22 protein-coding genes are annotated in these 26,041 nt (G+C 68.4%); 8 read left to right on the top strand and 14 right to left on the bottom strand.

Annotated features, from left to right (window positions below):
- Positions 1–207: 207 nt before the first annotated feature.
- Positions 208–3,312, bottom strand: a complete 3,105-nt coding sequence (locus ACIA49_RS15045; protein WP_396377724.1) for a DPP IV N-terminal domain-containing protein — start codon at positions 3,310–3,312, stop codon at positions 208–210.
- A gap of 109 nt (positions 3,313–3,421) precedes the next feature.
- Here ACIA49_RS15045 and ACIA49_RS15050 point away from each other — a divergent pair, with 109 nt between their 5' ends.
- Together ACIA49_RS15050 and ACIA49_RS15055 are read left to right on the top strand one after the other, a co-directional pair.
- Positions 3,422–3,931, top strand: coding sequence for a hypothetical protein (locus tag ACIA49_RS15050; protein WP_396377725.1), 510 nt, complete (start codon positions 3,422–3,424; stop codon positions 3,929–3,931).
- Between the two features lie 50 nt (positions 3,932–3,981).
- Positions 3,982–5,052, top strand: coding sequence for a glycoside hydrolase family 172 protein (locus ACIA49_RS15055; protein ID WP_396377726.1), 1,071 nt, complete (start codon positions 3,982–3,984; stop codon positions 5,050–5,052).
- Between the two features lies 1 nt (position 5,053).
- On the opposite strand, the gene ACIA49_RS15060 is transcribed toward ACIA49_RS15055, so the two are convergent.
- The 5 genes from ACIA49_RS15060 to thiO form a co-directional block, all read right to left on the bottom strand.
- Positions 5,054–6,229 carry a glucoamylase gene (locus ACIA49_RS15060; RefSeq protein ID WP_396377727.1) on the bottom strand — a complete coding sequence of 392 codons (1,176 nt, stop codon included), beginning with the start codon at positions 6,227–6,229 and terminating at the stop codon, positions 5,054–5,056.
- Between the two features lie 7 nt (positions 6,230–6,236).
- Positions 6,237–7,118: a DMT family transporter gene (locus ACIA49_RS15065; RefSeq protein WP_396377728.1), complete on the bottom strand. Its 882-nt coding sequence runs from the start codon at positions 7,116–7,118 to the stop codon at positions 6,237–6,239.
- A gap of 13 nt (positions 7,119–7,131) precedes the next feature.
- Positions 7,132–9,075 (bottom strand): Stk1 family PASTA domain-containing Ser/Thr kinase, encoded by a 1,944-nt coding sequence (pknB, locus tag ACIA49_RS15070; RefSeq protein ID WP_396377729.1) that lies wholly within the window; start codon positions 9,073–9,075, stop codon positions 7,132–7,134.
- A gap of 125 nt (positions 9,076–9,200) precedes the next feature.
- Complete coding sequence (locus ACIA49_RS15075) at positions 9,201–10,184, bottom strand: LysM peptidoglycan-binding domain-containing protein (RefSeq protein WP_396377730.1); 984 nt, start codon at positions 10,182–10,184, stop codon at positions 9,201–9,203.
- Positions 10,185–10,293: 109 nt separating this feature from the next.
- The gene (gene thiO, locus ACIA49_RS15080; RefSeq protein ID WP_396377731.1) at positions 10,294–11,436 is read right to left on the bottom strand and encodes a glycine oxidase ThiO; all 1,143 of its coding nucleotides are present in this window, start codon (positions 11,434–11,436) and stop codon (positions 10,294–10,296) included.
- Positions 11,437–11,478: 42 nt separating this feature from the next.
- Here thiO and thiE point away from each other — a divergent pair, with 42 nt between their 5' ends.
- From thiE to ACIA49_RS15095, 3 genes are read left to right on the top strand one after another with little or no spacing between them, the layout of a single operon-like run.
- Positions 11,479–12,126, top strand: a complete 648-nt coding sequence (gene thiE / locus ACIA49_RS15085) for a thiamine phosphate synthase (RefSeq protein ID WP_396377732.1) — start codon at positions 11,479–11,481, stop codon at positions 12,124–12,126.
- Complete coding sequence (locus ACIA49_RS15090) at positions 12,123–12,545, top strand: ribonuclease domain-containing protein (protein WP_396377733.1); 423 nt, start codon at positions 12,123–12,125, stop codon at positions 12,543–12,545. Before thiE ends, ACIA49_RS15090 begins: the two co-directional genes overlap by 4 nt.
- Positions 12,542–12,967, top strand: coding sequence for a barstar family protein (locus tag ACIA49_RS15095; protein WP_396377734.1), 426 nt, complete (start codon positions 12,542–12,544; stop codon positions 12,965–12,967). Before ACIA49_RS15090 ends, ACIA49_RS15095 begins: the two co-directional genes overlap by 4 nt.
- Here ACIA49_RS15095 and ACIA49_RS15100 read toward each other — a convergent pair.
- Complete coding sequence (locus tag ACIA49_RS15100) at positions 12,964–14,067, bottom strand: polyprenyl synthetase family protein (RefSeq protein ID WP_396377736.1); 1,104 nt, start codon at positions 14,065–14,067, stop codon at positions 12,964–12,966. The genes ACIA49_RS15095 and ACIA49_RS15100 overlap by 4 nt on opposite strands.
- A 24-nt stretch (positions 14,068–14,091) precedes the next feature.
- On the opposite strand from ACIA49_RS15100, the gene metF reads away from it, so the two are divergent.
- Together metF and ACIA49_RS15110 are read left to right on the top strand one after the other, a co-directional pair.
- Positions 14,092–15,009, top strand: a complete 918-nt coding sequence (metF, locus tag ACIA49_RS15105) for a methylenetetrahydrofolate reductase [NAD(P)H] (RefSeq protein WP_396377737.1) — start codon at positions 14,092–14,094, stop codon at positions 15,007–15,009.
- Between the two features lie 16 nt (positions 15,010–15,025).
- Positions 15,026–15,556: a SixA phosphatase family protein gene (locus tag ACIA49_RS15110; protein ID WP_396377738.1), complete on the top strand. Its 531-nt coding sequence runs from the start codon at positions 15,026–15,028 to the stop codon at positions 15,554–15,556.
- Here ACIA49_RS15110 and ACIA49_RS15115 read toward each other — a convergent pair.
- The 5 genes from ACIA49_RS15115 to ACIA49_RS15135 form a co-directional block, all read right to left on the bottom strand.
- Complete coding sequence (locus tag ACIA49_RS15115; RefSeq protein ID WP_396377739.1) at positions 15,553–16,995, bottom strand: alpha/beta hydrolase; 1,443 nt, start codon at positions 16,993–16,995, stop codon at positions 15,553–15,555. The two genes, ACIA49_RS15110 and ACIA49_RS15115, sit on opposite strands and share 4 nt — an antisense overlap.
- 13 nt (positions 16,996–17,008) lie before the next feature.
- On the bottom strand, positions 17,009–18,445 hold the full coding sequence (locus ACIA49_RS15120) for an alpha/beta hydrolase (protein WP_396377740.1): 1,437 nt from the start codon (positions 18,443–18,445) through the stop codon (positions 17,009–17,011).
- A 19-nt stretch (positions 18,446–18,464) separates the two neighbouring features.
- Positions 18,465–20,681, bottom strand: coding sequence for a HelD family protein (locus ACIA49_RS15125; protein ID WP_396377741.1), 2,217 nt, complete (start codon positions 20,679–20,681; stop codon positions 18,465–18,467).
- 91 nt (positions 20,682–20,772) lie between these two features.
- Positions 20,773–22,080 carry a phytoene desaturase family protein gene (locus ACIA49_RS15130; RefSeq protein WP_396377742.1) on the bottom strand — a complete coding sequence of 436 codons (1,308 nt, stop codon included), beginning with the start codon at positions 22,078–22,080 and terminating at the stop codon, positions 20,773–20,775.
- A complete protein-coding gene (locus ACIA49_RS15135; protein WP_396377743.1) occupies positions 22,080–22,691 on the bottom strand; it encodes a DUF4126 domain-containing protein in 612 nt (203 codons plus the stop codon). Before ACIA49_RS15135 ends, ACIA49_RS15130 begins: the two co-directional genes overlap by 1 nt.
- A 142-nt stretch (positions 22,692–22,833) precedes the next feature.
- On the opposite strand from ACIA49_RS15135, the gene ACIA49_RS15140 reads away from it, so the two are divergent.
- Positions 22,834–24,756, top strand: coding sequence for an N-acetylmuramoyl-L-alanine amidase (locus tag ACIA49_RS15140; protein ID WP_396377744.1), 1,923 nt, complete (start codon positions 22,834–22,836; stop codon positions 24,754–24,756).
- A 1-nt stretch (position 24,757) separates the two neighbouring features.
- Here the strand turns inward: ACIA49_RS15140 and ACIA49_RS15145 are convergent, their stop codons facing one another.
- Together ACIA49_RS15145 and ACIA49_RS15150 are read right to left on the bottom strand one after the other, a co-directional pair.
- Complete coding sequence (locus ACIA49_RS15145) at positions 24,758–25,228, bottom strand: YbaK/EbsC family protein (RefSeq protein WP_396377745.1); 471 nt, start codon at positions 25,226–25,228, stop codon at positions 24,758–24,760.
- 10 nt (positions 25,229–25,238) lie between these two features.
- Complete coding sequence (locus ACIA49_RS15150) at positions 25,239–25,775, bottom strand: DM13 domain-containing protein (protein WP_396377746.1); 537 nt, start codon at positions 25,773–25,775, stop codon at positions 25,239–25,241.
- Positions 25,776–26,041 lie beyond the last annotated feature (266 nt).

A 26,041-nucleotide genomic window follows, 5' to 3' on the forward strand; every position in this document is an offset into this window, starting at 1 on the left:
GTCGTCTCGAGGTCAAGTCGGCGCCGTACCGGACACCTGAGGTCGAGGCGATCGGCTCACCGTCGAGCCGGCCGACGAGGAAGCCGGCCGGGTCGGTGGCGGCGAAGGCGAGGGAATCCGACCGACCCGGGTTCCAGCCTTCGGTAGCGGCCCACTCGCTGAACCGCCGCACATCCGCCGCGCTCGCCGTCGCGATCTCGAACATCCCTACCCTTCACAACACAGTCGGTGCAGCCATTCGGGCTCGTGCCACCAGTATTCCGGGTCGTGGGCGTGTGCCTGCGTCCGGCTGAGCGGCGCCGGGCCTGCCGTCGCCGTCTCCTTCCCGACCCACGGTGCCAGGAGTTGGTCGACCGTGTGCGGTTTGCCCGCGACCATGACCCGATCGACCGCGGCTGCTGCCTGAATGTCGGCCAGCGGATCGCCGGTGACGAACGAGAGGTCGGCCTGGGCGCCCGGCTTGATCACGCCGAGCTTGTCCTCGAGCCGGAGCCAGCGGGCCGGGTTGCGGGTCGCCGTCGTGAGTGCCTCGTACGGCGTGAAGCCGCCGGCCACCATCGACCGCAGGTTGGCGTGCAGTGAGATCGCCATGTTGTCCAGTGGGGTGTCGGTCCCGGAGATCACCAGTCCGCCGCCGCGATGGATCCGCAGCACCATGTCGACGTTCCCGCGCAGCAACTCGCGCGTGGTCACCCCGGCTGGGCCTTTGGCGGTGTCGACCTCGCCTTGCAGGTAGGTGTACTCCCAGGACGGATACAGCGTCGTCGTACGGCGATCTGTGAGCAGCGACGGGTCGTCGACGTGCGCCATCGTCGAGTTGAACAAGGTCGGCGTGACGGACAGCCCGGCCTTGGTGAACAACGTGACGACATCGGCGTACGCGCGGCCGAGCCGGCTGACCGTGTGCGAGTAGCCGAGGCGGTTGGTCGCGCCGGTGTGCTCCATCCCGTCCATGCCGAGGTGCTCGGCCGGGTAGAGGTAGTGCGACGACAGCTGCAGACCAAGCCGATGGACGGCGGCGATCGCGCGGCGCTGGAAGTCGATCGGCAACCGGACGTAGGTCTTCACCAGGTCATAGGCGAGCCCTTCGACCCGGTCGAGCTCGAGTCCCAGCTGCTTCACGGTCAGCGTCGGTCGCATGAAGTTGTAGTAGACGCGTGAACCGTCGATCGCCTCGCCGGTGGCGAAGTACCGCGGGCCGGTCAGAGAACCGTGAGAGAGCGCTTCCCGGGTTTCCTGCATCTGGTACGCCGGGTCGCCGGGAGAGCGCGTACTCGTGATCCCGTAGGCCAGCCAGAGGTGGCCTTGCCGCGCGCCCCACGCCCGGCCACGCAGATGCCAGTGGTTGTGGGCGTCGATCAGCCCGGGCATCACGGTGAGCTTCGACGCATCGATGTCCGCGCGACCGTGATGCGGTCGTACGGCGGCGATCCGGGAACCGTCGAGGACGACGTCGACGTCGCGCCGCAGAGCGGTCTCTCGACCGTCCCACAGCGCTCCCGCGTGGATCGTGACGTGCTGGTTGATCGTTGCCCGCCGCCAGTGCAGGTCGATGTCGACCGTGCGCGGGCGTGCGCCGTGCAGGTCGGTCCGGCGAAGGCGGCCGTTGTTCAGGTACAGCAGCGTGGTGCTGTCCTGCCAGACCGGTGAGTCGGTGACCTCGGACGTGATCGCCCGCGGTTCGCCGGTGAAGCGACCACGTCGGTCGACCGGAACGACGTACAGGAGGCTCTCGACCACGAACGCGAGGTGGCGGCCGTCGGGGGAGAACACCGGGCCGTCGTCGCCGCGAGTGGCGAGTGAGCGGAACGGCATCGGCTCGACGTACTCGAGGGCGGCGGTGGCGACATCGACGTACAGGAGTTGGCTGGTGCCTTCGCGGAAGCGCTTGGAGGTGGGCTTGACCGCGGCGAGGACGAGGGTCTTGCCGTCGCGGGACCAGCTGACGCGGCCGGGCTGGAAGAGGGTCGGGGTCAGTTGGCGGACCGCGTTGGTGGCGAGATCGAGTACCCACGCGATCCCGTCCTGGTCCTGGTAGGCGACCTGCTTGCCGTCCGGCGAGAAGCGAGGCGCGGTCTGGGCACCGGGCAGCGCGGAGAGCTTGCGATCCGTTCCAGTCGTGAGATCGTGCAACCACAGGTCGGCGGTGCCGTCGCGATCGCTTGCGTACAGCAACGACTTGCCATCGGGGGAGAAATCAGGATCGCTGTTGAAGTAGCCGTCAGCAACGAGTTTGCGTGGTTGCCCCCGGCCACTCGTTGCCGCCAGCCACAAGGCGTTCAGGGCTCGGAAGGCGATCCAGCGTCCGTCCGGTGATGCCGTCGGGCCGGCGATCCCCAGTACCGGTCGCGATCCGGTCGGCTCCAGCTCCGGCGACTTCGGTCGCGGGCGGCGGGAGGTGACCGGAACCGTGGCAGCGAACGGTACGACGGTGTGCGCGCCCCCGACCTGATGACGGACGATGTGGCCGTCGGCCGTGTACACGAGCTCGTTCGCCGACACCCAGGACGGTGGTAGGGCGAAGACGTCCTTGCCGCTGGTCACCTTCTGGTCGCCGATCATGAGGTCGCAGACCGGTCCGCTGAGGCGGACATACGCGAGCTGGCCGGTGGGGGAGTAGGCCGGGCCGTAGACGGTGCTGCCGGTCTGCGCCGCGACCACGGTACGGCGGGCGCCGGTGCCGAGGTCGACCTCCGCGATCGACGACGCGTCGACGGTGAACGCGAGCTTGGTGCCGTCGGGCGAGACAGCGGGCTCAGCCTTCTCGGTCGGATCGTCGGTCAGCGTGATGATCTTCGACGTGTCGAGGTCGAGCCGGTAGATGCCGTAGCTGCCGGTGCTGCCGCGGTCGGAGGAGAAGACGACGGCGCGGCCGTCCGGGGTGAAGTGCGGCTCGCGGTGATCCTTCGGGCCGGTAGTGAGCTGACGCAGGTTGTTGCCGTCGGCATCGATCGACCAGAGGTGGAAGTTTCCGTCGCGGTAGGACTGGAAGACGAGCCACCGGCTGTCTGGTGACCATCGTGGCCGGGTGGCGTCCTGCAGGTCGTCGGTCAGTCGCCGGGAAGCGCCACCGGCGGCCGGGGTGACCCAGATCGCGGTGACCAGGTCGAAGGCCAGCCAGCGGCCGTCCGGCGAGGCCGCGACCATGATGTTGGTGCCTTCGCTCAGGATCGCTTGGGCCGGCGTCGCCGCGACGGCGGTCCCAGGCGCGGGCGAGAGAGCGCTTACTGCGGCGACTCCGCCGCTCAGTTGCAGGGCGCGGCGCCGCGAGATGCTCCAGGCGCCGGGGTCGGTCGAGTCCTCGTGAACCACGGTCGTTCCAATCGCTGGGAGGGCGAAGGGGCTCCTCCGACACTGCCAGGCCGATCGGTCGGCAACGACCTGACCGGCGCGTCGCCCGCGCTCGTCTATTGTCTGCGGCATGGTTTCGGTGTCTTCGCGGGTGCAGGCCCTGGCAGTGAGCGCTTTCTGTGTTCTGGTGGCGGTGCTCGCCGCGGTGCTGGTGGACGGCCGGCTCGACCGGCACTGGATCCTGCGGGGGATGACGCTCGCGCTGGCGTTGTGTTGTGCCGCCCTGCTGGCCGGTGACCAGAGCCGGCGGCTGCGGCGGATCATCGTCGCGGTCGGGCTGGCGATGTTCGGAGTGGTCTTCCCGGTGACGACCACCACGTGGGCGAGTCCGCCGGAGATCGACTTCGCCCTGCAGGTCGCTTCGGATGCCGAGGCGGCCGCTCGGAAGGCCGGCCGTTCGGCGATCACGATCGACGAGGTGAAGGCGGCGACCACCGCCCGTGGCGGGGCGGTCGGGTCGCCGGTGGACTCTCGCGGCGCCGACGCCTTCCCGCTCATCGTGCGGGCCGATCCGGCGAAGGGGCGGCCGTGGGCCTGCCTGAGCTTCACCGGCCTGGATGCCAAGGTTCGTCCCTGCTGATCGGCGGTCGGGGGCTGGGCAATCGATTTCTCATCGCCTAGGGTCGCCCTATGACTCTTGGGAACCTGTCCGGAATCAGCGCGCTCGCGGACGTCGAGACGCGCTCCATCAGCGCGGAGAACCCGACCGGTGAGCCGGGGCAGGGCGGCCGTCGTACCGAAGGCACCGGTGCGCACGCGGCCCGGGACCTCGGTCAGGGCTGGAAGGTGTCTCCGTCGATCCAGATCGCGCCGGGGGAGACCGTCACCCTGGCCGACATCACCGGCTCCGGGGCCATCACGCACATCTGGCTGACAACTCATGTAGACCACTGGCGGCGGCTGGTACTGCGTGCGCACTGGGACGGCGACGAGGCTCCGGCGATCGAGACTCCGGTCGGTGACTTCTTCTGCTCCGGCTGGGGCAAGTTCGCTCAGGTGAACTCGCTGCCGGTCGCTGTGAACCCGAACGGCGGCTTCAACTGCTACTGGGAGATGCCGTTCCAGACCCAGGCCACTCTGACGCTGGAGAACACTCACGACGAGGCGGTGGTGGTCTACTTCCAGGTGGACTACTGGCTGGGCGCCGTACCGGACAACTCGGCGTACCTGCATGCGCAGTGGCGTAGGAGCAACCCGCTGGCGGCTGCGACTGTGCACACGCTGCTGGACGGCGTGGAAGGCCCGGGGCACTACGTGGGCACGTACATCGCGTGGGGCGTCAACAGCAGTGGCTGGTGGGGTGAGGGCGAGGTGAAGTTCTATCTGGACGGGGACGAGGAGTTCCCGACCATCTGCGGTACCGGTACGGAGGACTACTTCGGGGGCGCGTGGAACTTCGACGTACCGCACCTGGGTGGGTACACCGAGTTCAGTACGCCGTACCTCGGGATGCCGCAGGTGATCCGGCCGGACGGGCAGTACGCGAGCCAGCAGCGGTTCGGGATGTACCGCTTCCACCTGCCGGACCCGATCCGGTTCCGCACGCGGCTGCGCGCCGACGTACAGGCGCTGGGCTGGCGGTCGGGTGGACGCTACCTACCGTTGCAGGACGACATTGCATCGACTGCGTTCTTCTACTCGGCCAAGACCAGTACGACGCGTCCGGACGCGCCGGTGCACGACGTGATGGAGATCTGCTGACCTAGGGGATCGGGAGAGGCTTCTGCAGGGCCTGATCGGCGAGGACGACCAGGGCGGCGGTCCAGCCCAGGGGTACCTCGCCGGCGGGCTGGTTGTCGCGGTTGACCTTCTCCGACAGGTGTCCGCTCGGAGTGCGGTAGTGATCGAGCCAGCTCAGGATCGACTCGGCCGTGGCGCGGTCACCGCGAGCTGCGGCGCTCAGTGCGAAGAGAGCGGTCTGTGGTGTCCAGGCGACGCCGTCTGCTCGCCAGTCCTCGCCGGGCGTCTGGCCGCCGTTCGGCTGGGTCAGGACAGCGTGGGTGTTGGTGATCGCCTGAGTGACTTCAGCCCGCTCCGGAGCGAATGGCGGGCCGAGCACGGTGACGATCGCATCCGCACCGCCACCAAGCCGGGCCGGCGGTAGACCCGGCTCCAAGAAGCTTTCTGCGTACGCCGGGGTGCGGGGGAAGGTCGGTCCGAACCGGCGCTCTGTTGCCGCCGTCAGGGTCTGCAGAGTGGTCTGCCAGCGGTCGGCCTCGGTGGTGTGACCGAGGTCGGTGGCGATCCGGATCGCTGCTCGCAGTCCGGTGAGCAACGGCGCAACGGTTCCCAGAGTGACCTGGGACTCGTGCTGCTCCCAGTAGTCGGGTGAGGGCGCGGGCAGTCCGCTCGGCTGGAGCTCACGGGTGATCTGGTCGGCGGACTCACGCACCATGTCCCAGTGCTGCTCACCGGTCCGGCAGAACCAGACCGCCCACGGCACCCAGCCGGATCCGTCGAGCTGCTGCTCGCGACCGTCGGCTACCGGCTCGCCGGTCTCGCGGTACCGAGCCTCCCAGCGACCAGTGGCCGGCTTCACCCGCTCCAGGAAGTCGAGCACACGCCTGGCCTCGGCGCTTTGGCCGACCGCACAGCGGGCCGCTGCGACGAAAGACGCGTCCCGCGGCCAGACGTAGCGCCAGGGGCCGTCCCAGCCAGCCAGAGTGGCGCCGTTGGGCAGCGTGAGTGCATCCAGGTCGGCGAGGGCCTGGGAACGCAGGTCCGGCGCTGGAGCCTGCCGCGGTACGCCGGTGATGACGAGGTTCGGCTGTGGGTGGTGAGCGATGTTCACGGCACCACCTCCGGCCAGGACAGCCAGCAGTACGGCGATGGCCGCGGTGGGGAACCACCGGACCCGCCGGGCGCTGTTGTCCCGCATGGCACTCCTACTGGGCGAGGTGTTGCACTTCGGCCTCGAACTTCCGTCGTGGCGCCAGCTCGACCAGGAACATCGCGGCCAGCACCAGAGCGCCACCGGTCAGCATCCGCCAGGTCACACTCTCCGAGCCGAACAGCACCGCGAACGTCGACGCGAACACCGGCTCCATGGTCATGGCAATCGCAGCACGGGTCGGGGTCAGATGGGCCTGTGCCCAGGTCTGCACGATCAGTGCGAGTGCGCCGGCGATCAAAGCCATGTAGACCACACTGATCCAGTCCCGGGTGTTGTCCGGCACCGAGAACCCACCAGGGATGGCGCCGATCGCGCAGACGCAGGTGATGACGACCATCTGCAGCGCCGACAGGCCGAAGGCGTTCTCTGGAGTGGACCAGGCGCCCAGGCCGATGATGTGCAAGGCATACAGACCTGCCGAGGCCAGAGTGAGCAGCTCACCGGTCCCCATGGTGAAGCCGCGCAGCGACAGGACACCGAGACCAACGGTGGCCAGCACTACCGCCACCCACGCCCAGCGGCCGATCTTGTGCCGGAGGATCACTGCGGCCAGCAGCGGCGTGAAGACGACGTACATGCCGGTGACGAAGCCCGAGACGGACGCGGGGGTGTGCCGGAGGCCCTCTGTCTGCACCAGCTGCGCGATGCCGTAAGTGATGCCCAGGGCAACGGCCCGGCCGCGGTCCAGCCGGCTCAGCCTGGCGATGGCCGGCGGATGGATCAGCAGCAGCGCGACCGAGGCGATCAGGAATCGCAACGCCAGGTAGTCGGCGACGTCCATCCTGGTGAGCAGGTCCTTGGTGAGGAAGAACGTCGATCCCCAGGCCGCCGCCACCGAGAGCAACGCCAGTACGGCAAGGCGCGAGCGATTCACACGGGACAGCTAATCACAGCACCGTGACGGTGATGGTGCTGCCTGGCTTGGCCTTCTGGCCGGCACCCGGATTCTGCGCCGCGACGATGTTCAGACCGAGGTTGAGCGCGGCCTTCTCGACCTTCACCTGGAACCCGGCCTGCTTGAGGATCTGCTGGGCGTCGGCGAGCGACTTGCGCTTCACATTCGGTACGTCGACCAGTGGCGGGCCCTTGGAGACGACCACCTGCACCGTGTCCTTGGCGTGCAGCGTGCCGTCCTTCGGCGTCTGGCTGATCAGGGCACCCTCGGGAACCTTCTCGTCGTACTGGTCGGTGCGCTTGACGACGAAGCCGAGTTTGCGCAACGCGCGGTTCGCCTCGCGGTACGTCTTGCCGGTGAAGTCGGGGACCGCGATCGGCTTCTTGCCCTTGCTGACAACGAAGTTGACCGCGGTGTTCGGCTTCACGACCATGTCGAACCGGGGGTAGAAGGCAACCACCCGACCGGCCGGCACGGTCTCGTCGTACTGCTCCTTGACCTGGCCCTGCACGAGTTTGACCGGTGCGAGCGCCAGGTTCGCGGCGTCCAGGTCCAGACCGGCCAGCTGCGGCACGCGGTAGCGCTCCGGGCCCTTGGAGACGGTGAGGTTGATCTCACCGTCCTTGCGGATCCGGTCGCCCGACTTGGGGTCGGTCGACACGACCTGTCCCTTGGGGACGTCCTCGGAGTAGTCCTGGTTGGACAGTGTGGTGCGCAGCCCTGCCTTCTCGGCCTCCGCAGCCGCTGCGGCCGGAGTGAGCTTCACGAGATCCGGAGCGGTCGTGTAGAGGTGCACGCCGTAGTACCAGGCCGTCGTGCCGATACCGATCGCCGCCAGCAGGATGATGATCAACGCGATCAGACCGCGGCGCGGCCCACGCCGTACTGGTGCCGGGGGTGGCTTCCTCGGTGCAGGCTGACCGGTCGGGCGTCCACGGTCCACCGGTACGACGATGGTCTCGTGCTTGAGCACGTTCGGGTTCGACACCTCCCGCGTGTACCCGTCGTCGTAGTCGCTGTCCTGCCGGATCTGCTGGATCGGCACGGTGAGGTCGCCGGTCAGCTCCGGGTCGTCCGGAAGGCCCTCCTCGAGGGCGCTGCGCACCCGGCGTACCTGGCGGCTCAGCACGCGCGCATCTGCCGGGCGGAGGTCACGCTCGCGGGCGGTGGCGCGCTGCACGAGCGCATCGACGTACGGCGGGATCTGCGGCTGCACGAGTGAGGGAGCGGGCACGTCGGCGTGCACGTGCGCGTAGGCGACCTGGATCGGCGTGTCTCCGCTGTGCGGCTTCTCCCCGGTCAGGAGTTCGTAGAGCAGGATGCCGGACGAGTACACGTCCGAGCGGGCGTCGGCACTGCCGTCGGTGACCAGCTCAGGAGCCAGGTAGGAGACGGTGCCCATCAGCAGGCCCTGGGTCGCGGTGTTGCCGGTCGCGCTGACCGCCCGGGCCAGACCGAAGTCGGCGACCTTCACCACGCCGTTGTCCGAGAGCAGGACGTTCTCCGGCTTGATGTCGCGGTGGACGATCCCGGCGTCGTGCGCTGCGGACAGTGCGGACAGGATCGGGGTCAGGAGGTCCAGCGCGCGGGCGGGCGACAGCGGTGCGTGTTCGCGGATCAGGTCGCGCAGCGTGCGGCCGGGGATGTACTCCATGGCCAGGAACAGGGTGCCGTTGTCGTCGCCCTGGTCGAACACTGCCACCACGTTCGGGTGGGAGAGCTTGGCGGCGGCCCTGGCCTCGGCGACGAAGCGGCGGGCGAACTGGGCGTCGTCCCCGAGCCCGTCGTGCATGATCTTCAGTGCGATGGTCCGGTCCAGGCGCATGTCCAGCGCCTGGTAGACGGTGGCCATGCCGCCCTTGGCGACACGGGCGCCCACGCGGTAGCGGCCGTCGAGCACACGCCCGACGAGGCGATCGCCAACCTGCGTGTCCACGTCATCCGTCACTGCTGGTGAGCCGCCTCTCAAGCTACCTCTGCTCCACAGAGTGTAGATAAGGCTCAAGGCCGACAGCGCCAGGCGCACCGCTGCCGGCCCCAGGAGGTGCCCAAGTCAAACGATCACTTGAGCGGGTCCCAGCCCTTCTCGAACTGACCCTTCAGGCGCAGCACGCTCTTCACGTACTGCTTGGTGTCGGGGTACATGCCGTTCTTCCGCACGCCGCCGAGGCCCTGGTAGTAGCCCGCGACCGCGATGTCGAGCTTGGCGGCACCGGTGAGCCGGTCCAGCAGCACGACGCCGGCAGTGATGTTGTCCTGGGCCTTGAGCAGGTCCAGGTCGCGCCCGACGATGCTCGACGAGAACCGTCCGGTGGACGGGATCACCTGCATGGCGCCGATGGCGTTGGCGGGGGAGACCACCCGCTGCTTCCAGCCGGACTCCTGCCAGCTCACGGCGAGCGCCAGCTCCGGATCGACGCCGTACCGCTTGGCCGTCGTGATGATGAGGGCCCGCATCTGCGCCCGGCTCGGGAGCTTGCGCTTCTTCAGCGTGGCCCGGTTCCGGTCGGCCTGGGCGACGATGTGGTCGGCGTAGGTGCGGCCGGCAAAGGTGTTCTTCTTGGTCGCCTTGGGCTTGGCCTTCGCCTTCGGTGCGGTCTTCACCTTGACCGGGACCCGGAGGGTTTTGCCGGCGTAGATGCGGTCGCTGGACCGCATCCGGTTGGCCGCCAGCAGGTTGGCCTGAGAGCACCGGAAACGCTTGGCGATCTTGGAGACCGTGTCGCCCGGCTTGACGACGTACCGGCTCATGCGGAGCTGGGAGCGCTTGGCGGGCGTCTTGGCGGCGGTCCGGCTCTTCGGCGCGGCTTTCGGCGCGCCGGGCAGCTTGATGACCTCACCGGCGTAGATGGCGTTGCCGTTGCCCGGGAGCTTGTTCAGGGCGACCAGCGTCTTGACGCTGGTGCCGTAGCGGCTGGCGATGTGGCTGAGGGTGTCACCGCTCTTGACGGTGTAGGCGCCGAAGCCCGGCGACCCGGCGGTGATCACCCCGGCCACCAGCACCGGGACCGCGATTCCGGTCAGTACACGTACGACGTTCCGCATATCCATCTCCCCGTGTCACGTCACTTGACCGTAAGTGGTGGTACGGATGTGACAACAGAGGCGAATGGGGTGATTGTTACGCCTGTAACTCAATGTTTATATTGTTTGGTCAGAACTGACCGAAACGGCTCCGCAAAAAGGGTTTACCGAGATCCGGCAGTACGCCGGTGCGGACGGTCTCGCCGACGATCGCCGCGGTGATCGGTGTCAGCAGGACGCCGTTGCGGTAGTGACCCGTTGCCCAGAGCAACCCCTCGAGGCCGGACGGCCCGAGGATCGGCGCGTTGTCGGGAGTGGCCGGCCGGAGCCCGGCGATCGTCTCCACCAGTTCGAGTTCGTCGGTGACCGGGAGCACGGTCCTTGCATCGCGCAACAAAGCGAACACCCCGCCGGCGAGCACCCGGGTGTCGTAGCCGAGCTCGTTGCTCGTGGCACCGATCACCAGCTCACCGCCGGGCCGGGGGACCAAATAGACGGAAAATCCGCGGGCGGTGGCACGGACGGTGTGATTGAGCGCCGGGCGATATGCCTCGGGTACGCGCAGCCGCAGTACTTCGCCTTTGACCGGGCGGACCGGAGCCCGCAATTCCGCGGGTACTCCATTCAGTTGTGCCGACCACGGTCCGGTCGCGGCGATCACCTGACCAGCGTGTACGGCGCTCCCGTCCGCGAGCTGGACGCCGACTGCCGTCGTACCGGCGGTGATGACGTGGGAAACGCTCTGGCGGATCAGTGTGACGCCGGAGACCTCCACCGCGCGGAGGAGTGCGGTGACTGCCTGTCGGTTGTCGACGGAGTGGTCGCCGGGGACCCAGACGCCGCCGGAGACCCCAGTTGCCAGCAGGGGCTCACGTTTGCGCGCCTCACGACCGGACAGCACCTCCACGGCCAGACCGAGGCCGCGCTGGTACTCCGCGAGCCTACGGAGCTCGGCGGCGTCGTCGACGTCGTACGCGACCGACAGCGTGCCCGTCTGATGCAGTCCGGCGGACAGACCGGTCGCCTCCTCGAGCCGCGCCGCGAACCCGGGCCACGCTTCGACACCGGCCAGGTTGAGCGCGAGCAGGTCGTCCTCGCCGTACTCGACCTCGGTGACCGGGGCGAGCATGCCCGCGGCGACTATGGAGGTCTGAGCGCCCGGAGTCGGGTCGCAGACCGAGACCTGTAGACCGTCCGTGGCCAACTGCCAGGCGATCGCCAGACCGATCAGCCCACCGCCGATTACCACCACATCAGACGTGTGCTCAGGCATGCCGTCAGCCTACGTCCGGTACGACGTGGCAGGCTGTGCCGTGTGACTGAGTCCACGGACCGCCTGCAGGACGCCCGCCTGTACCTGTGCACGGATGCCCGCGAGAAGCAGGGTGACCTCGAACAGTTCCTGGACGCTGCCCTGGCCGGCGGCGTCGACATCGTGCAGCTTCGCCAGAAGGACATGGAGGCTGCTGACGAGCTTGCGGCGCTGGAGGTGTTCGCGGACGCCTGCAAGCGGCACGGCAAGCTGCTGGCGGTCAACGACCGGGCAGACATCGCCTTCGCCGCCGGGGCCGACGTACTGCATCTGGGCCAGCGTGACCTGCCGGTGCACGCGGCGCGTGGGGTGGTGGGGCCGGAGCCGATCATCGGCCGATCCACGCACACCTTCAGCCAGGTGAACGCGGCCGTGGCTGAGCACGGGTCGGAGTACTTCTGTGTCGGTCCGACCTGGGAGACGCCGACCAAGCCTGGGCGGCAGGCGGCCGGACTGGAGCTGGTTTCGTACGCTGCAAGCCGTCAGCAATCAAAACCCTGGTTCGCGATCGGCGGTATCGATCTGGACCGGCTGGACGAGGTCGTCGGGGCCGGCGCGACCCGAGTGGTCGTCGTACGGGCTATCACCGCGGCTGACGACCCAGGTGCGGCCGCTGCGGAGTTCAGCCGACGACTGCGAGGTCTCGGGTGAACAATCCGAAGACGGTGCGCATCGTCGCGGCCGTCGTAATCGCGATGCTGGTGCTCACGCTGGCGGCGTCACTGTTCGGCTGCTCGCCGCAGAAGCAGCCGTCCGCGACACCGAGCGTCGATCCGGTCAGCGGCCTGAAGTACGTCGCAGTGGCCGATCTGCCCAAAGAAGCCCGGGACATGCTGAAGCTGATCGACAAGGGCGGCCCGTACCCGTACAGCCGCGACGGTGTGGTCTTCGGCAACCGCGAGAAGATCCTGCCCAAGCAGAACAACGGCTACTACCACGAGTACACCGTGAAGACGCCGGGGGAGAGCGACCGCGGCGCCCGGCGGATCGTGGCAGGCAAGAGCGACGAGCGCTACTACACGGACGACCACTACGCGTCGTTCCGCCGGATCGCGGAGGACAACGGATGACCGACCTGCGTGCCTTGCTGACCAAGGGCCTGCGGCCCGGCGTCTACCGCTGGCAGTCCGCCCACACGACCGACCACGTACGTCGTGAGGTCGCCGCGGCCGGCTGGGACTTCGTCCTGCTGGACACCAGCGACATCCACGACAAAGCAGGCTTCCTGGACCTCTGCGCCACCGCTTTCGACTTCCCACGCTGGTTCGGCCGCAACTGGGACGCCCTGGCCGACTCACTCAGCGACCGCTCGACCGGCGAGCCTGAGATCGTCCTGTGGACCGGCCTGGACCACCTGCTCGAACACGACCACGACACGGTCGATGTAGCTCTGCAGATCCTCACCGAGGACACCACCAACTCCGGTCAGCTCCGGGTCATCGTCAAAGACCCCCCGAAGGCCGACCTGCTCAGCGCACTGCCGGCGCTCTAGAGCACCCGAGAGGTTGCGGCGATCGCCAGGTCGGTCAGGCCCTTCCGGGCCGTGTCGTCGGCCAGGGGAGCGCGGTCGAGGGCATCGAGGGCGTCCTCGGTGCGTTCGGTGATGAGGTCTTCGCAGGCCTGGACCGCGCGGGAGTCCTGGAGGATCTCGCGCAGGAGCTGGATCTCGTCGTCGTCGAGGTCGGGGCGGCCGAAGAGGCGATCGAACTCGGCGAGCTGGACCTCGGAGGCGTGGTCGACGGCGTAGGCGACCAGGACGGTTCGCTTGCCCTCGCGGAGGTCGTCGCCGGCGGGCTTGCCGGTCAGGGCCGGGTCACCGAAGACGCCGAGCAGGTCGTCGCGCAGCTGGAAGGCCTCGCCGATCGGACGTCCGTAGGCCGAGAGGGAGTCGATCAGAGGCTGGTCGCAGCCGGCCAGCGCGGCACCCACGTGGAGTGGACGCTCAACCGTGTACGACGCCGCCTTGTAGCGCAGGACTCGCAGAGCCAGGTCCATGTCGGACTCACCACTGGCCTGAGCGACCAGGTCGAGGTACTGACCAGCGGTCACCTCAACTCGCACCGAGTCGAAGAAGCGCGAGGCCCGAGCCAGAGCGGCAGCGTCGAAGCCAGAGGTGTGCAGCAGCTCGTCTGCCCAGATGAGGCACAGGTCGCCGAGCAGAATCGCCGCACCGACTCCGAAGTTCACCGGATCGCCACCGCGACCAGACGCCTGCGAGCGAGCCCGCTGCAACGCTTCGAAACGGCGGTGTGCGGCCGGAGCGCCACGCCGTACGTCGGAGGAGTCCATGACGTCGTCGTGCACCAGAGCGCTGACGTGCAGCATCTCCAGACTCGCTGCTGCGGTCAGGATGGGCTGAGTCGTGTCACCACCGGCGGCGCGGAAGCCCCAGTAGCAGAACGCCGGCCGGAGCCGCTTGCCACCGCTGGTCGCGTCCCGGGCGGCCTGCACCACCTCGGTCAGCTCCGGCCCGATGTCGGTCAGCCGCTGCTGCTGAAGATCCAGGAAGCCCGTCAGCGCGCGCTGGACCTCGGCGGGGATGTCCACTTCGCCATACACGTCTCGGAGCGTAGTCGGTGCCTGCACGAGCATCGACGGCGCGGGTAACCTTGGCGCATGGCAAACGGTCTTCCCTCGACGCTCCCCGGCAGCACTCCGACTGTCCGCGAGCTGCTGGCCAGTGGAAGCCGTTCCTTCTCGTTCGAGTTCTTCCCACCGAAGACTCCGGAGGCGGAGGAGGTGCTGTGGCGCTCGCTGCGCGAGATCGAGCAGCTGCGCCCCACCTTCGTCTCCATCACGTACGGCGCCGGCGGGACGACCCGGGACGGCACCATCCGCGTCACCGAGCGAGTCGCCCAGGACACGTCGCTGACGCCGATCGGTCACCTCACCTGCGTCTCGCACTCCCGTGACGAGCTGCGTTCGGTGATCGGTGCGTATGCCGGTTCCGGCGTCCGGAACATGCTGGCGCTGCGGGGAGACCCGCCCGGCGGTCCGAACCAGCCGTGGGTCGCGCACCCGGAGGGCCTGAACCATGCGGTCGAGCTGGTCGAGCTGATCCGTGAGCTCGGCGACTTCTGCGTTGGAGTGGCTGCGTTCCCGGACAAGCACCCGGAGGCAACCTCACTGGAGGCGGACGCGCAGGTGCTCGCGGCCAAGGCACAGGCCGGTGCGGACTACGCGATCACCCAGATGTTCTTCGGCGCGGACGACTACTTCCGGCTGGTCGATCGGGCCGCGGCGCTCGGCTGTGACATCCCGGTGCTGCCGGGCATCATGCCGGTGACCAACATCAAGCAGATCCAGCGGATGGCCGAGCTGACCGGGATGGCGCTCCCGACGGCCGTCACCGACAGGCTACTCGCGGTCGAGGAGGACCCGGCCGCGGTGCGGCAGGTCGGTGTGGAGCTCGCGACCGAGCTGTGTGAGCAGTTGCTGGCCGGTGGAGCACCGGGCATCCACTTCATCACGCTGAACCGTTCGACGGCCACCCGGCAGGTCTTCCAGAACCTGAGCAGCCACGTCCACTCCTGAGCCCTATTCTGGTCGGATGGCTGATCCGTCCGACCTGTTGGTCGACCGCACTCTCGTCCTGCTCCGGCACTCCAAGGCTGTGCCGCCGGAGTCGATGCCGGACCTGCAGCGGCCGCTGGCCGACCGCGGTCGTGCGGACGCCGCGGCGGCCGGTCGCTATCTGGTTGCCCAGGGCATCGAAGCGGACCTGGTCCTGTGCTCACCGTCGCAGCGCACCCGGGAGACCTGGCAGTACGCCGCCGAGGCCGGAGTGACGGCCACCGACGTCTGGTACGACCGGCGGATCTACAGCGCCGGCACAGACGAACTGCTCGACGTACTGCACGACACTCCGGCCGAGGCTCGCATGGTGATCATGGTCGGACACGCGCCGGGCATCCCGTGGCTGGCCGACGAGCTCGCGCTGGACGGCACCAGCCCCGAGCGTGTCGAGCTCACGCAGAAGTACCCGACGTCCGGTCTGACCATCCTGCATCTCACGTGTCGCTGGGCTGACCTCGCGGCGGACGACGCAGACCTGACGTCGTACGTCGTCCCGCGCGGCTAGGTGCTGGCGGGACAGTTGGTGTTGGCCGGCAGCTGTCCGGTGAGCAGGTACTTCTCGGCCCGGCTGTTGACGCAGTCGTTCTGCTCGTTCAGATACGCCGCATGGTTGCCGTCGTTCTTCACCAGCATCCGTGAGCCCGGCAGGACCGCCTGCATCCGCCGTGCACCCTGCAGCGGGGTAGCGGCGTCGTAGCGCGGCTGGATCAGCAGGATCGGCGGCACCTTCGCGGAGCCGATCCGGCGCTGCAGTACCGGACCCGTCGGCCAGAAGACACAGGGTGCGGTGAACCAGGTGTTGCCCCAGGCGACCAGTGGCGCCCGACGGTCCGAGATCGTGGTGTCGAGGTGCACTCTGGTCCAGCTGCGTGGCCAGCCCGGGTCTGTGCAGCTGTAGGCCAGCAGTCCCGGGTCCACCGACCCCAGCCCGTACTGGTCGACCAGCGACAGCAGGTCGTCTGAGTGGCCCTTGCGGAGCTGAACGACCGCATCGGCCACAGCCGACCACAGGCCGTCGCTGTAGAGGGCTCCGACCAGAGTGTCGTCCACCTCGTTGATCCCGGCCCGTCCACCCAGCGGCTTCTTGGCGGCGTCCGTGCGCACCTTCTGCCAGCTCGCTTGAACCGCCTTCGCCGTCTTGCCGAGGTGGTAGGTCTTGTCCCGCGCGGCGATCCACTGGAACATCGCAGCGGCCCGCGTCTGGAAGCCGGCGTTCTGCGCGAACGTCTGCCGGTACGTCGAGGTCAGCGGATCGACCACGCTGTTGAGGATCATCCGGCCGGTGTGCTGAGGGAACAGCGTCGCGTACGTCGCACCGAGCTTGGTGCCGTAGGAGTAGCCCAGGTAGTCGATCTTGTCCCGGCCGAGCGCGATGCGGATCCGGTCCAGGTCCCGGGCCGCGTTCTCGGTGGTGATGTAGGGCAGCAGTTCCTTGGCCTTACGACCGCACTGCTCTGCGATCTGCTTGGCTTGCTGCACCCGCTGCTGCTCCTGTCGAGCACCGGCAGGCCGGTACGGCGCGGACGGGTGCTTACCGAACTTGGTCAGGTCACCACAGTTGACCGGCGTGCTGTCCCCGACGCCGCGCGGGTCGAAGCTCAGAACGGCGTACTGGTCGTAGAGCTTCTGCGACAACGACACCCGGATGCCCTGCTCCATGCCGATCCCGGGGACGCCTGGTCCGCCGGGGTTCGTGAGCAGGACACGAGATGCGTTCAGGTCGCCGACGCGGGAGATCGTCAGCGTGATCTGCCGGCCGTTGGGCTTCGCGTAGTCGAGTGGGACCTTCAGCGTCGCGCAGGTGGTCTGCCGGGCTGCTCCGGAGTCCAGTGGGCAGTCGCCCCACTTGAGCTTTGTTGGTGCAGCGACAGCCGGAGCCGTGAGCTGTGCGGCCAGCGATACGACGACCACGCCGATCGTGGCCGCACGCAGGACCTTCGTCATGGGTCAGACCTCTCTAGATGCTCGCCGGGCAGGTGCCGTCGGCCGGCAGCTCCCCGGTGAGCAGGTACTTCGCGGCCTTGGCATCGATACAGGGGTTCTGCCGGATCAGGTACGACGCGTGGTTGCCGCCGTTCTCGATCAGGAGACGTGATCCCTGCAGGACCACGTGCATCCGGCGTGCACCGTTCACCGGGGTCGGGCCGTCGTACCGGGGCTGGATCAGCAGGATCGGCGGGACCTTCCCCGAACCGATCTTGGTCTGCTGCACCGGTGCCACCGGCCAGAAGGCGCAGGGCGCGCTGTACCAGGTGTTCAGCCAGGCGAAGTACGGCGCTCGGTGGTCCGCGACCACGGTGTCCCAGTGCCAGGTGCTCCAGCTCCGCGGCCAGCCCGGGTCGGTGCAGTTGTAGGCCAGCATGGCCGGGTCGACGGACTGCTCGGCGAGCTGGTCGGTGATGGACAGCAGCGTCTCCGCATTGCCCTGCCGGTACTGAACGATCGCATCGGCGAGCGACGACCACTCGTCGTCGGTGTAGAGGCTCGACGCCAGCAGGTCGTCGACCTCCGCCATACCGGCCCGCCCGCCAGCCGGCTTCTTCGCCACCTCACTACGCAGCTTGTCCCACACCGCCTGGACAGCCTTCGCGGTCTTGCCCAGGTGATAGGTCTTGTCCTGACCGGCGATCCAGACGAACAGCGCCTGGGCCCGGGCCTGGAACGCGGGGTCCTGCTGGTAGCCGGTCCGGTACGTCGAGACCAGCGGATCGACCACGCTGTTGAGGATCATCCGGCCGGTGTGCTGCGGGAACATCGTCGCGTACACCGCTCCGAGCTTCGTGCCGTACGAGTAGCCCAGGTAGTCGATCTTGTCGCGACCGAGCGCGATGCGGATGCGGTCCATGTCCCGCGCTGCGTTGTCAGTGGTGATGTAGGGCAGCAGGTCCTTGGCCTTGCGGCCGCACTGTACGGCGATCTGCTTGGCCTGCTGGATGCGCTGCTGCTCCTGCTGAGCGTTCGCCGGTCGGTAGGGGAGTGCCGGGTGCTTGGCGGTGACCGCCCCGCAGCTGACCGGCGTGCTGGCCCCGACTCCGCGCGGGTCGAAGCTGAACACGGCGTACTGTTCGCCGACCTTCTCCGGGAGCGCTGCGTTGACCAACTGCTCGATACCGATGCCGGAGGCACCTGGTCCGCCCGGGTTGACCAGCAGGAAGTGCTTGGCGCTGAGACTGCCGACGGCCGAGACAGTCAGCGTGATCTGCCGGCCGTTCGGCTTGGCGTAGTCGAGTGGGACCTTCAGCGTCGCGCAGTACGTCTGCCGGGTCGCGCCCGAGTCCGGCGGACAGGCGCCGAACTTGAGCTTGACCGGTGCGGCTGTTGCGGGGACCGTGAGCTGCGCGGCCAGCGATACGACGGCAACGCCGATCGCGGCCGCGCGCAGAACCTTCGGCAAGGCAAGCCAGCTTTCCTCGTCAAGAGGCGCGGGCGGGCAGCCAATGGGTTGTGCTGTTCACAGTAATCATGCGCTGGGTCGCCCGGGTCAGCACGACATAGAGCGCCCGAACGCCGCCCAGCGTGTCGCTGACGATCCGGTCCGGCTCGACCACCACGACAGCGTCGTACTCGAGGCCCTTGGACTCCAGTGGGGTCAGCGCGACCACTCTGGGGTCGCCGATCTCGGCCAGCACGCTCTCCACGGCCGGACGCTGGGCCGGCGTCACGATGACGCCGACGGTGCCCTCGACGAGCTGCAGGAGCTCGGCTGCGGCATCACCAGCGGCCTCGGCGATCTTGCCGGCATCGAAGATCCGGTGCTCGGGGTCGATCCCGGTCTGGCGGACCGCGTTCGGCAGGTCGGCGTCCGGCAGGGTCTGCCGGATCACCTCACCGGCGAACGCGTAGATCTCGGCCGAGTTCCGGTAGTTGGTGGACAGCCGGAAGCTGTGCCGCTGCAGGTGCGACAGCATCGAGTCCATCGCGGCGCGGGCCTCGTCCGGGTCCGGCCAGGAGCTCTGGGCCGGGTCGCCGACGATCGTCCAGCTGGCCTGCGGGCCGCGCCGGGTGACCATCCGCCACTGCATGGGGGACAGGTCCTGCGCCTCGTCCACCAGGACGTGCGCGTAGTCCTCCGGCTCCTCGGCCTCGCGTGCGGCTGCAGCCCGAGCACGGCGCTCCGAGGTGGTCAGCACCTCGTTCACACCGTCCGACAGACCTTCCAGCCAGTCGAACTCCTCGTCGCGGACCTCCTGGACCGGCGGACGGCCAAGGTACGTGCCGAGCTCGTCCAGAAGCGCCACATCGGCGACGGTGAACTCGTCCGTGCCGCGGATCGCCGCAGCCAGGGTGTCGATCTCGACGGGCGTCAGCTCGTTGCGGGCCCAGCGCTGCAAGCGGCGTGCGTCGCCGAGCCAGCGCAGCACGGCCTCTGGTGTCAGCACTGGCCACCACTGGCTGAAGAACGTCCGGAACGCCGGAGTGTCGGTGACGCGGTCGCCGAACGCCTCACGGTCGGCGTAGACGCCAGTGCGCAGGTCTTCAGGGAACCGCTGCCACAGAGCGGCCACCAGACCCTTGCGGGCCTCAGCAGCGGCTCGGTTGCGTGGCGTCCGGCGCAGCGCGTTCCGGCGAACGTTGTCGAGCTGGTTGGTGTCCACCTCGACGGTGGCACCGCCGATGAAGACCCGCAGCGTGGTCGGTGCGTTGGGTACGCGGTCGCGGGCAGCGCGCGCCAGTACGCCGCTCATCCGCAAGGAGCCCTTGATCGCGGCCGCATCGGCGTCGTCGATCGCGGTGGCCTTCACACCGTCCACCAGTTCGCCGACGGCGCGCAGCGACACGGTGTTCTCACCAAGGCTCGGCAGGACGCGCTCGATGTAAGCCATGAAGGCGGCCGACGGACCAACCACCAGTACGCCGCCACGCTCGAACCGGCGGCGGTCGCTGTAGAGCAGGAACGCGGCGCGGTGCAGTGCGACCACCGTCTTGCCGGTGCCCGGTCCACCACCGATCACGGTGACGCCACGGGCAGGTGCCCGGATCGCCTTGTCCTGCTCGGCCTGGATGGTGGCGACGATGTCGCGCATCGTGTGACCACGAGCCCGGGACAGCGAGGCCATCAGTGCGCCCTCACCCATCACCGGCAGATCCTCCGGCGCACGCTCCGGCGCCAGGAGGTCGTCCTCGATGCCGATGATGCGCGGACCCTTGTTCCGCAGTACGCGGCGGCGGACGACCTTCAGCCGGTCCGTGCCGGTCGCCCGGTAGAACGGCTCCGCGGCCGGTGCGCGCCAGTCGATGACCAGTGGCTCGTACTCGGCGTCACGGACCCCGATCCGGCCGACGTACAGCTTCTCGAGCTCGCTCGCGGCCGCGGCGGCCGGCTGGTCGTCGCCACCGTCGGAGTCGAGCCGCCCGAAGACCAGGCCCTCGTGCTCCGCGTCCAGCTCCGCGATCCGGCGGGCGGCCGCGAACACCAGCACGTCCCGCTCGTACAGGCCGGTCTGCTCCTCTTCACGGACGCGGCCCACGTTCTGGGCCTGGGCGCGCGCGTGACCGTCCACAGCGATCCGGGATGCCGATCGAGCCGCTACGTCGACCCGGTCGTACACCAGGTCAACGTGCTGTTGCTCAGCCGCCAGCTCAGCCCGCTCGACATTCTCGTCATCGGCCGGCAGGGGGGTTTGATCCACCGAGATCCTCTCTACTGCCGGGCACCACCCGACACGAAACACAGGAACGACCAATCTTACGGCGCTGTGTTGAACCAACAGCCGACGGGGCTCAGGCCTTCCCGATTGCTTCGGCGACTATGGCCGCGCCCAGGGTGGTGGCGGGTACGCCGGATCCGGGGTGGGCGCCGGCTCCGACGCAGTACAGGCCTTTGACGGGGGAGACGTTGCCGGCCCGGCGGCGGGCGGTCCGGTAGCCCTCCCAGGCCACTCCGGCCCACCACGACGGCGACACCTGGCGGGAGACCACCTTGTCCCGGATGTGCAGACCACGAGCGACCAGCAGATCCAGTACGTCGTCAGTGGGGTAGCCGTGGACGAGGACCGACCAGGCCTGGTGTCCGGCCGGTGCCTGACCGCCGGTGCGCACCACGACCGTCGGCGTACCGTGCAGGACAGTCTCGAACGGCAGCGCCGGTAGAGGTTCCCGGAGACCGAGGTGGACGACGTAGGCCGCCTGTGCTTGATGGGTCGCCAGAACGCGCTTGCGCACCTTCTTGGCTGCTGAGTCGTCGACGAGCTGCCCGTAGAGCACCTGTGGATCGATGTCGCTGACTACGACATCTCCAGCCAACTCCTCGCCGTCAGCCAGGCGCACACCTGTCACTGTGCCGCTGGTTGTGGTGACGGCGACGACGGAGGCGTTGGTGCGGACGGTGATCTTCCGTTCGCTGGCCCGTTGCACCAGTGCGTCGGCGATCGCACCGAAACCGCCAGGGATGGTCCACCGGCCGAACGTGCGCTCCAGGTAGGACCACACCCCGACATATCCGGGCGTGAGTGATGCATCCGATCCGCCTTGGGCAGCGAAGTGCCGCAGTACGGCGCGAGCCCGGTCGTCGGACAGGTTGCGCTGGGCGACCTTCTCCAGGGACTGCCATGGCTTGAGAGCGCGCACTGCGCTGAGAGGCAACTTGCTCTCCAGCGGCGGTTCGAGTGACGTCTTGCGCAGCAGCTGCCAGGTGTCGCCGTAGCTATCGACCAGGTCGGTCCACTGCTGGGCCACAGCCGCACCAGCCAGGTCGGTCCAGGCCTCGTGCTGAGTACCGCGATCATTCAGCGGTAGGTCGAGTACCGAGCCGTCAGCGAACATGTGCCGACGTGCGTCGAGCACAGGCTCCAGGTTGACGAGACTCTCGATCGGGCGGCCGCTCTTGCGGAACAGGTCGCGCAGGGCGGCCGGGAGCGTCGTACTGGCGGCTCCGGCATCCCACTGGAAGCCGTCGGCCTCGATGCGGCCGAGGACACCGCCCAGCCGCTCGTCCTGCTCGCAGATGGTGACGCTATGCCCCTGCTTGGCCAGTCGCACAGCACTCGCGAGACCGGCGAGGCCGGCCCCGATGACGATCACTTCGGACATCAGACAGCACTGCTCCCGGTCGCTGGATTGCCGCGTTTGTCCCGCCACGCCTTGAACCGCAGCCAGCCCCGCCGGATGAACCGGAAGGCGACATACACACCGATCAGCCCGAGCAGCAGCAGGACCGCGGCGATGATGAGCGCGATCTCCGGGTGGAAGGCGGCCAGCGACATCACGCCGGCGACGGCGACGTCTTCACCGGAGGAGGCGGCGATGTTGGTGACGGGCTCGGGGGAGGTGTTGATCGCGAGCCGGAGGCTGGACTTGACCGCGTGCGAGAGCAGTGCGGTGAGACCGCCGGTGGCCACGATCACCGCCTGGTGCAGGGTGCCGGCCTCGCCCGACATCAGCGCCGCGATGATCGCTCCGACGGTCGGCCGGATCACGGTCGAGATCGCGTCCCAGGCCGAGTCGACGTACGGGATCTTGTCCGCGACGAACTCGAAGGCGAACAGCACGGCGGCGGCGATCAGCACGCCGTTGCTGGTCAGAGCGGTGGGAACGTCCTCGGCTCCGGCGAACCGGCCGAGCAGCCCGAGGATCAGCACACAGGCGTAGGCGTTGACCCCACTGGCCCAGCCCGCTGTGAACGCCAACGGCAGTGCTTCCACCGGCCTACCTTTTCGTCAGAATCGAACCTCTGGAGGGCGAGTCTTGGTTAACCGTTGACATCGCGGGTCGCCTCGACTAACAGTGATCAGAATGCCAGCCTGTGTGACCGGCAGCCCCGCCCTCGGGTCAGGAGAAAACCACATGCTCCGTCGTTCGAAGATTCTCGCCGCACTTGTGGCGGTAGCGTTGCCGATCACCGTGACCGGCGTGTCGTCAGGTGGGCCGCCCGCGGCCGCCGCACCACCGGATCCGGCCGGCGTCGCCGCGTCGGCGTACAGCGTCGCAGCCGCGAAGTACGGCGTACCGGAGTCCGTACTGCTCGCGGTGTCCTATGCGGAGAGCCGCTGGGACGACCACCAGGGCGCATCGAGCTCGTCCGGTGGCTACGGCCCGATGCACCTCACCGCTGTCGACCCCAGCACCGTGGCCGACCTGTCCGGCAAGCAGAAGCTGGCCAAGGTCGACTCGCTGCGCACGCTGTACAAGGCGTCCCAGCTGACCGGGCTGGACCCGGTCGCCCTGCGCACCGACACGGTTGCCAACATCACCGGCGGTGCTGCGCTGCTGGCGTCGTACCAGCGGTCGCTCGGCCTTCCTGTCGGCTCGGACACGTCCGCAGCCCAGTGGTACGGCGCTGTGGCGTCGTACGCGGAGGCATCTGACCGTGCGGGCGCGACGGAGTTCGCCGACGACGTCTACTCGATCATGGCGCGCGGTGCAGCCCGTACGACGAACACCGGGCAGCAGATCGCGATGCCACCGGTCACTGTGACGCCGGACAAGGCTCAGGCCACCAAGCTGGCGCTGCCGGCCGGTGTGAAGCAGTCGAACTCCGATGTCGAGTGCCCGGCCTCACTGGGTTGTGAGTGGCTGCCTGCGCCGTACGCGACGACCGGTACCGGCGCCGGCGACTACGGCAACCACGACCTCGCGAACCGGCCGAAGACCGGCAAGATCGACTACATCGTCATCCACGACACCGAGGGTGGCTGGCAAGGCACTCTCAACCTGGTGCAGGACCCGACGTACGTGAGCTGGCAGTACACGATGCGCTCGTCCGACGGCCACGTCTGGCAGCACGTGAAGGCGAAGGACGTCGCCTGGCAGGCCGGCAACTGGTACGTCAACATGCACAGCATCGGCATCGAGCACGAGGGCTTCGCGGCCCAGGGCGCGACCTGGTACACCGAGTCGCTCTACCGCAACTCGGCCAAGCTGGTGAAGTACCTGGCCGCCAAGAACCACATCCCGCTCGACCGGGCGCACATCATCGGCCACGACCAGGTGCCGGGCACCCTGCCCTCCACCGTCGGCGGCATGCACTGGGACCCGGGACCGTACTGGGACTGGGAGCACTACTTCGACCTGCTCGGTGCGCCGATCTACGGGCACTCGATCTTCCCGGTCAAGGCCGGCTCGATCGTCACCATCAAGCCGGGCTTCGCGGGCAACGCACAGGTCGTCACCGGCTGCACCACGGCCGGCACCGCCTGCCCGACGCAGGCGACCAACTTCGTCTACCTGCGCCAGGCGCCGGACGACAACGCGCCGCTGGTCAAGGACCTCGGTCTGCACAAGGACGGCTCGGCCAGCAGCACTGAGGTCTGGGACCACGGCGCACGAGTCGCCGCAGGTGCCCAGTACGTCGTGGCGCAGCGCCAGGGTGACTGGGTCGGGGTCTGGTACCTCGGGGCGATCGGCTGGTTCAAGAGCCCGAAGTCGGCACCGGACGCGTTCGCGAAGCCGGGTCTCGTGGTGAAGCCCAAGGCCGGCAAGGAGTCGGTACCGGTGTACGGACGCGCGTACCCGGAGCAGGCGGCGTACCCGACGGGTATTCCGTACCAGACCGTCACACCGCTGCAGTACACGATCGGTGCGGGGCAGTCCTACCCGTTGAGCGATGCGTCCATCGAGACCGACTACTACCGGGCTGTCACGTTCGACACGACCACGCCGGGCGACCACGTCCAGGTGCTGGGCAAGGACCGCTACTACCAGATCTGGTTCGGTCACCGGATGTTCTACGTCCGGGCCGCCGACGTGGACATCAAGCCGGCGTTCTGAATCAGTTGACGGTGATCTGGGTCGCCCCGGTGAGGCTGAGCAGTTCGGTGTAGCTCGTCGGGAACACCGAGTGCGGAATGCCGGCGGCCGCCCAGATCACGTCGTACTGCTGCAATGCGGTGTCGACATAGGTCGGCACCGGGGCGGGGTGGCCGACCGGCGCCACTCCGCCGATCGACTGACCGGTGTGTTCCTTCACGAACTCCGGGGACGCCCGCCGCAGCTTGGTGATGCCGAGCTCGGCGGCGACCTTCGCCGTGTCCACCCGGTGCGCGCCCGAGGTCAGGATCAGGACCGGTGTGCCGTCGCCGTCGAAGATCAGACTGTTCGCGATCGCGCCGACCGCACAGCCCAGCTCGGCCGCGGCGGCCGCGGCTGTTGGGACCGCCTCGTCCAGAATCTTGATCGCACCGGTGGCCCCGGCTGCCTGGAGTGCGTCGGCGACGCGTTGCACGTTGGGATGATTGCTCACCCTCCGGAGCTTATTTCAGCGGTGCTGCCCCGAAAGACACATTAAATCGGTCGCACCAGATGGCGACGCTGCGGAAGTCGGCGAGCTCGACGTCCGGGGGGATGGGGTAGTTCTGATTGCCCTGGTTGCCTTTCAGGCGACCGAGCGAGCGGTAGCGGCCGTCGTCGAAGACGTGCCAGCCGGCCCGGCCGGGCCGCACCTCGGCGTCGCTGAGCCAGACCCTCAGGTCAGGACCGTCCGAGGTCTGGAGGTTCTCCAGCCGGAGCACGCGGGTGCCGTCGGGAAGCCGCAGTACGGCGGCGGTGCCCTTCGTGCTGTGTTCGTGCGAGATCAGGCTGCCTCTTGACAACACCTGCACCGAAACTGTCGGTGGCGTCGTCGACGATGGCTTCATGGAGATCGGAACAGCACTCGGGGCGGCGCTGGGGAGCGCCTCGTCGACGACCTTGCCGGTGAGCAGCCGCCAGGGCTGGAAGAGCGGCAGCGCGATCGCTGCCGCCACGACCACGGCGGCCGCCGCCGTGGCGACCAGCGCTGTCCGCTTCATGGACCGTCCTCTCGGTGGGGTGCCTCAAGTCTGTGGGCCGGATCGGTCGCGCGGCGGCGCGCCGGGCTTACGGGGCGTTGACGATTGCCGCCGGGCGACGCTACTCTTCAAGTGTTCGAACAGATGTTCGATTACCTTCGGTCCGGCCTCGTCGGGAGACCGGCCGGAGGTGACCCGGACAGCTGGACGGCCCCGGTGCGGAGTTGCGGCCGCATCGGGATCCGGTGCTCCCGATGGGCCGGGCGCCGTGGTGGACCTCGACCCCC

The sequence above is a fragment of the Kribbella sp. NPDC051587 genome (assembly GCF_044453945.1).
Lineage (GTDB): Bacteria > Actinomycetota > Actinomycetes > Propionibacteriales > Kribbellaceae > Kribbella.

Coding starts and splice junctions, on each gene's coding strand:
- ACIA49_RS15110 (WP_396377738.1), top strand. CDS start 15,026: ATGGCTGATCCGTCCGACCTGTTGGTCGACCGCACTCTCGTCCTGCTC.
- metF (WP_396377737.1), top strand. CDS start 14,092: ATGGCAAACGGTCTTCCCTCGACGCTCCCCGGCAGCACTCCGACTGTC.
- ACIA49_RS15075 (WP_396377730.1), bottom strand. CDS start 10,184: ATGCGGAACGTCGTACGTGTACTGACCGGAATCGCGGTCCCGGTGCTG.
- ACIA49_RS15060 (WP_396377727.1), bottom strand. CDS start 6,229: ATGCGGGACAACAGCGCCCGGCGGGTCCGGTGGTTCCCCACCGCGGCC.
- ACIA49_RS15130 (WP_396377742.1), bottom strand. CDS start 22,080: ATGTCCGAAGTGATCGTCATCGGGGCCGGCCTCGCCGGTCTCGCGAGT.
- thiO (WP_396377731.1), bottom strand. CDS start 11,436: ATGCCTGAGCACACGTCTGATGTGGTGGTAATCGGCGGTGGGCTGATC.
- ACIA49_RS15095 (WP_396377734.1), top strand. CDS start 12,542: ATGACCGACCTGCGTGCCTTGCTGACCAAGGGCCTGCGGCCCGGCGTC.
- ACIA49_RS15055 (WP_396377726.1), top strand. CDS start 3,982: ATGACTCTTGGGAACCTGTCCGGAATCAGCGCGCTCGCGGACGTCGAG.
- ACIA49_RS15100 (WP_396377736.1), bottom strand. CDS start 14,067: ATGCTCGTGCAGGCACCGACTACGCTCCGAGACGTGTATGGCGAAGTG.
- ACIA49_RS15050 (WP_396377725.1), top strand. CDS start 3,422: ATGGTTTCGGTGTCTTCGCGGGTGCAGGCCCTGGCAGTGAGCGCTTTC.
- ACIA49_RS15140 (WP_396377744.1), top strand. CDS start 22,834: ATGCTCCGTCGTTCGAAGATTCTCGCCGCACTTGTGGCGGTAGCGTTG.
- ACIA49_RS15115 (WP_396377739.1), bottom strand. CDS start 16,995: ATGACGAAGGTCCTGCGTGCGGCCACGATCGGCGTGGTCGTCGTATCG.
- ACIA49_RS15150 (WP_396377746.1), bottom strand. CDS start 25,775: ATGAAGCGGACAGCGCTGGTCGCCACGGCGGCGGCCGCCGTGGTCGTG.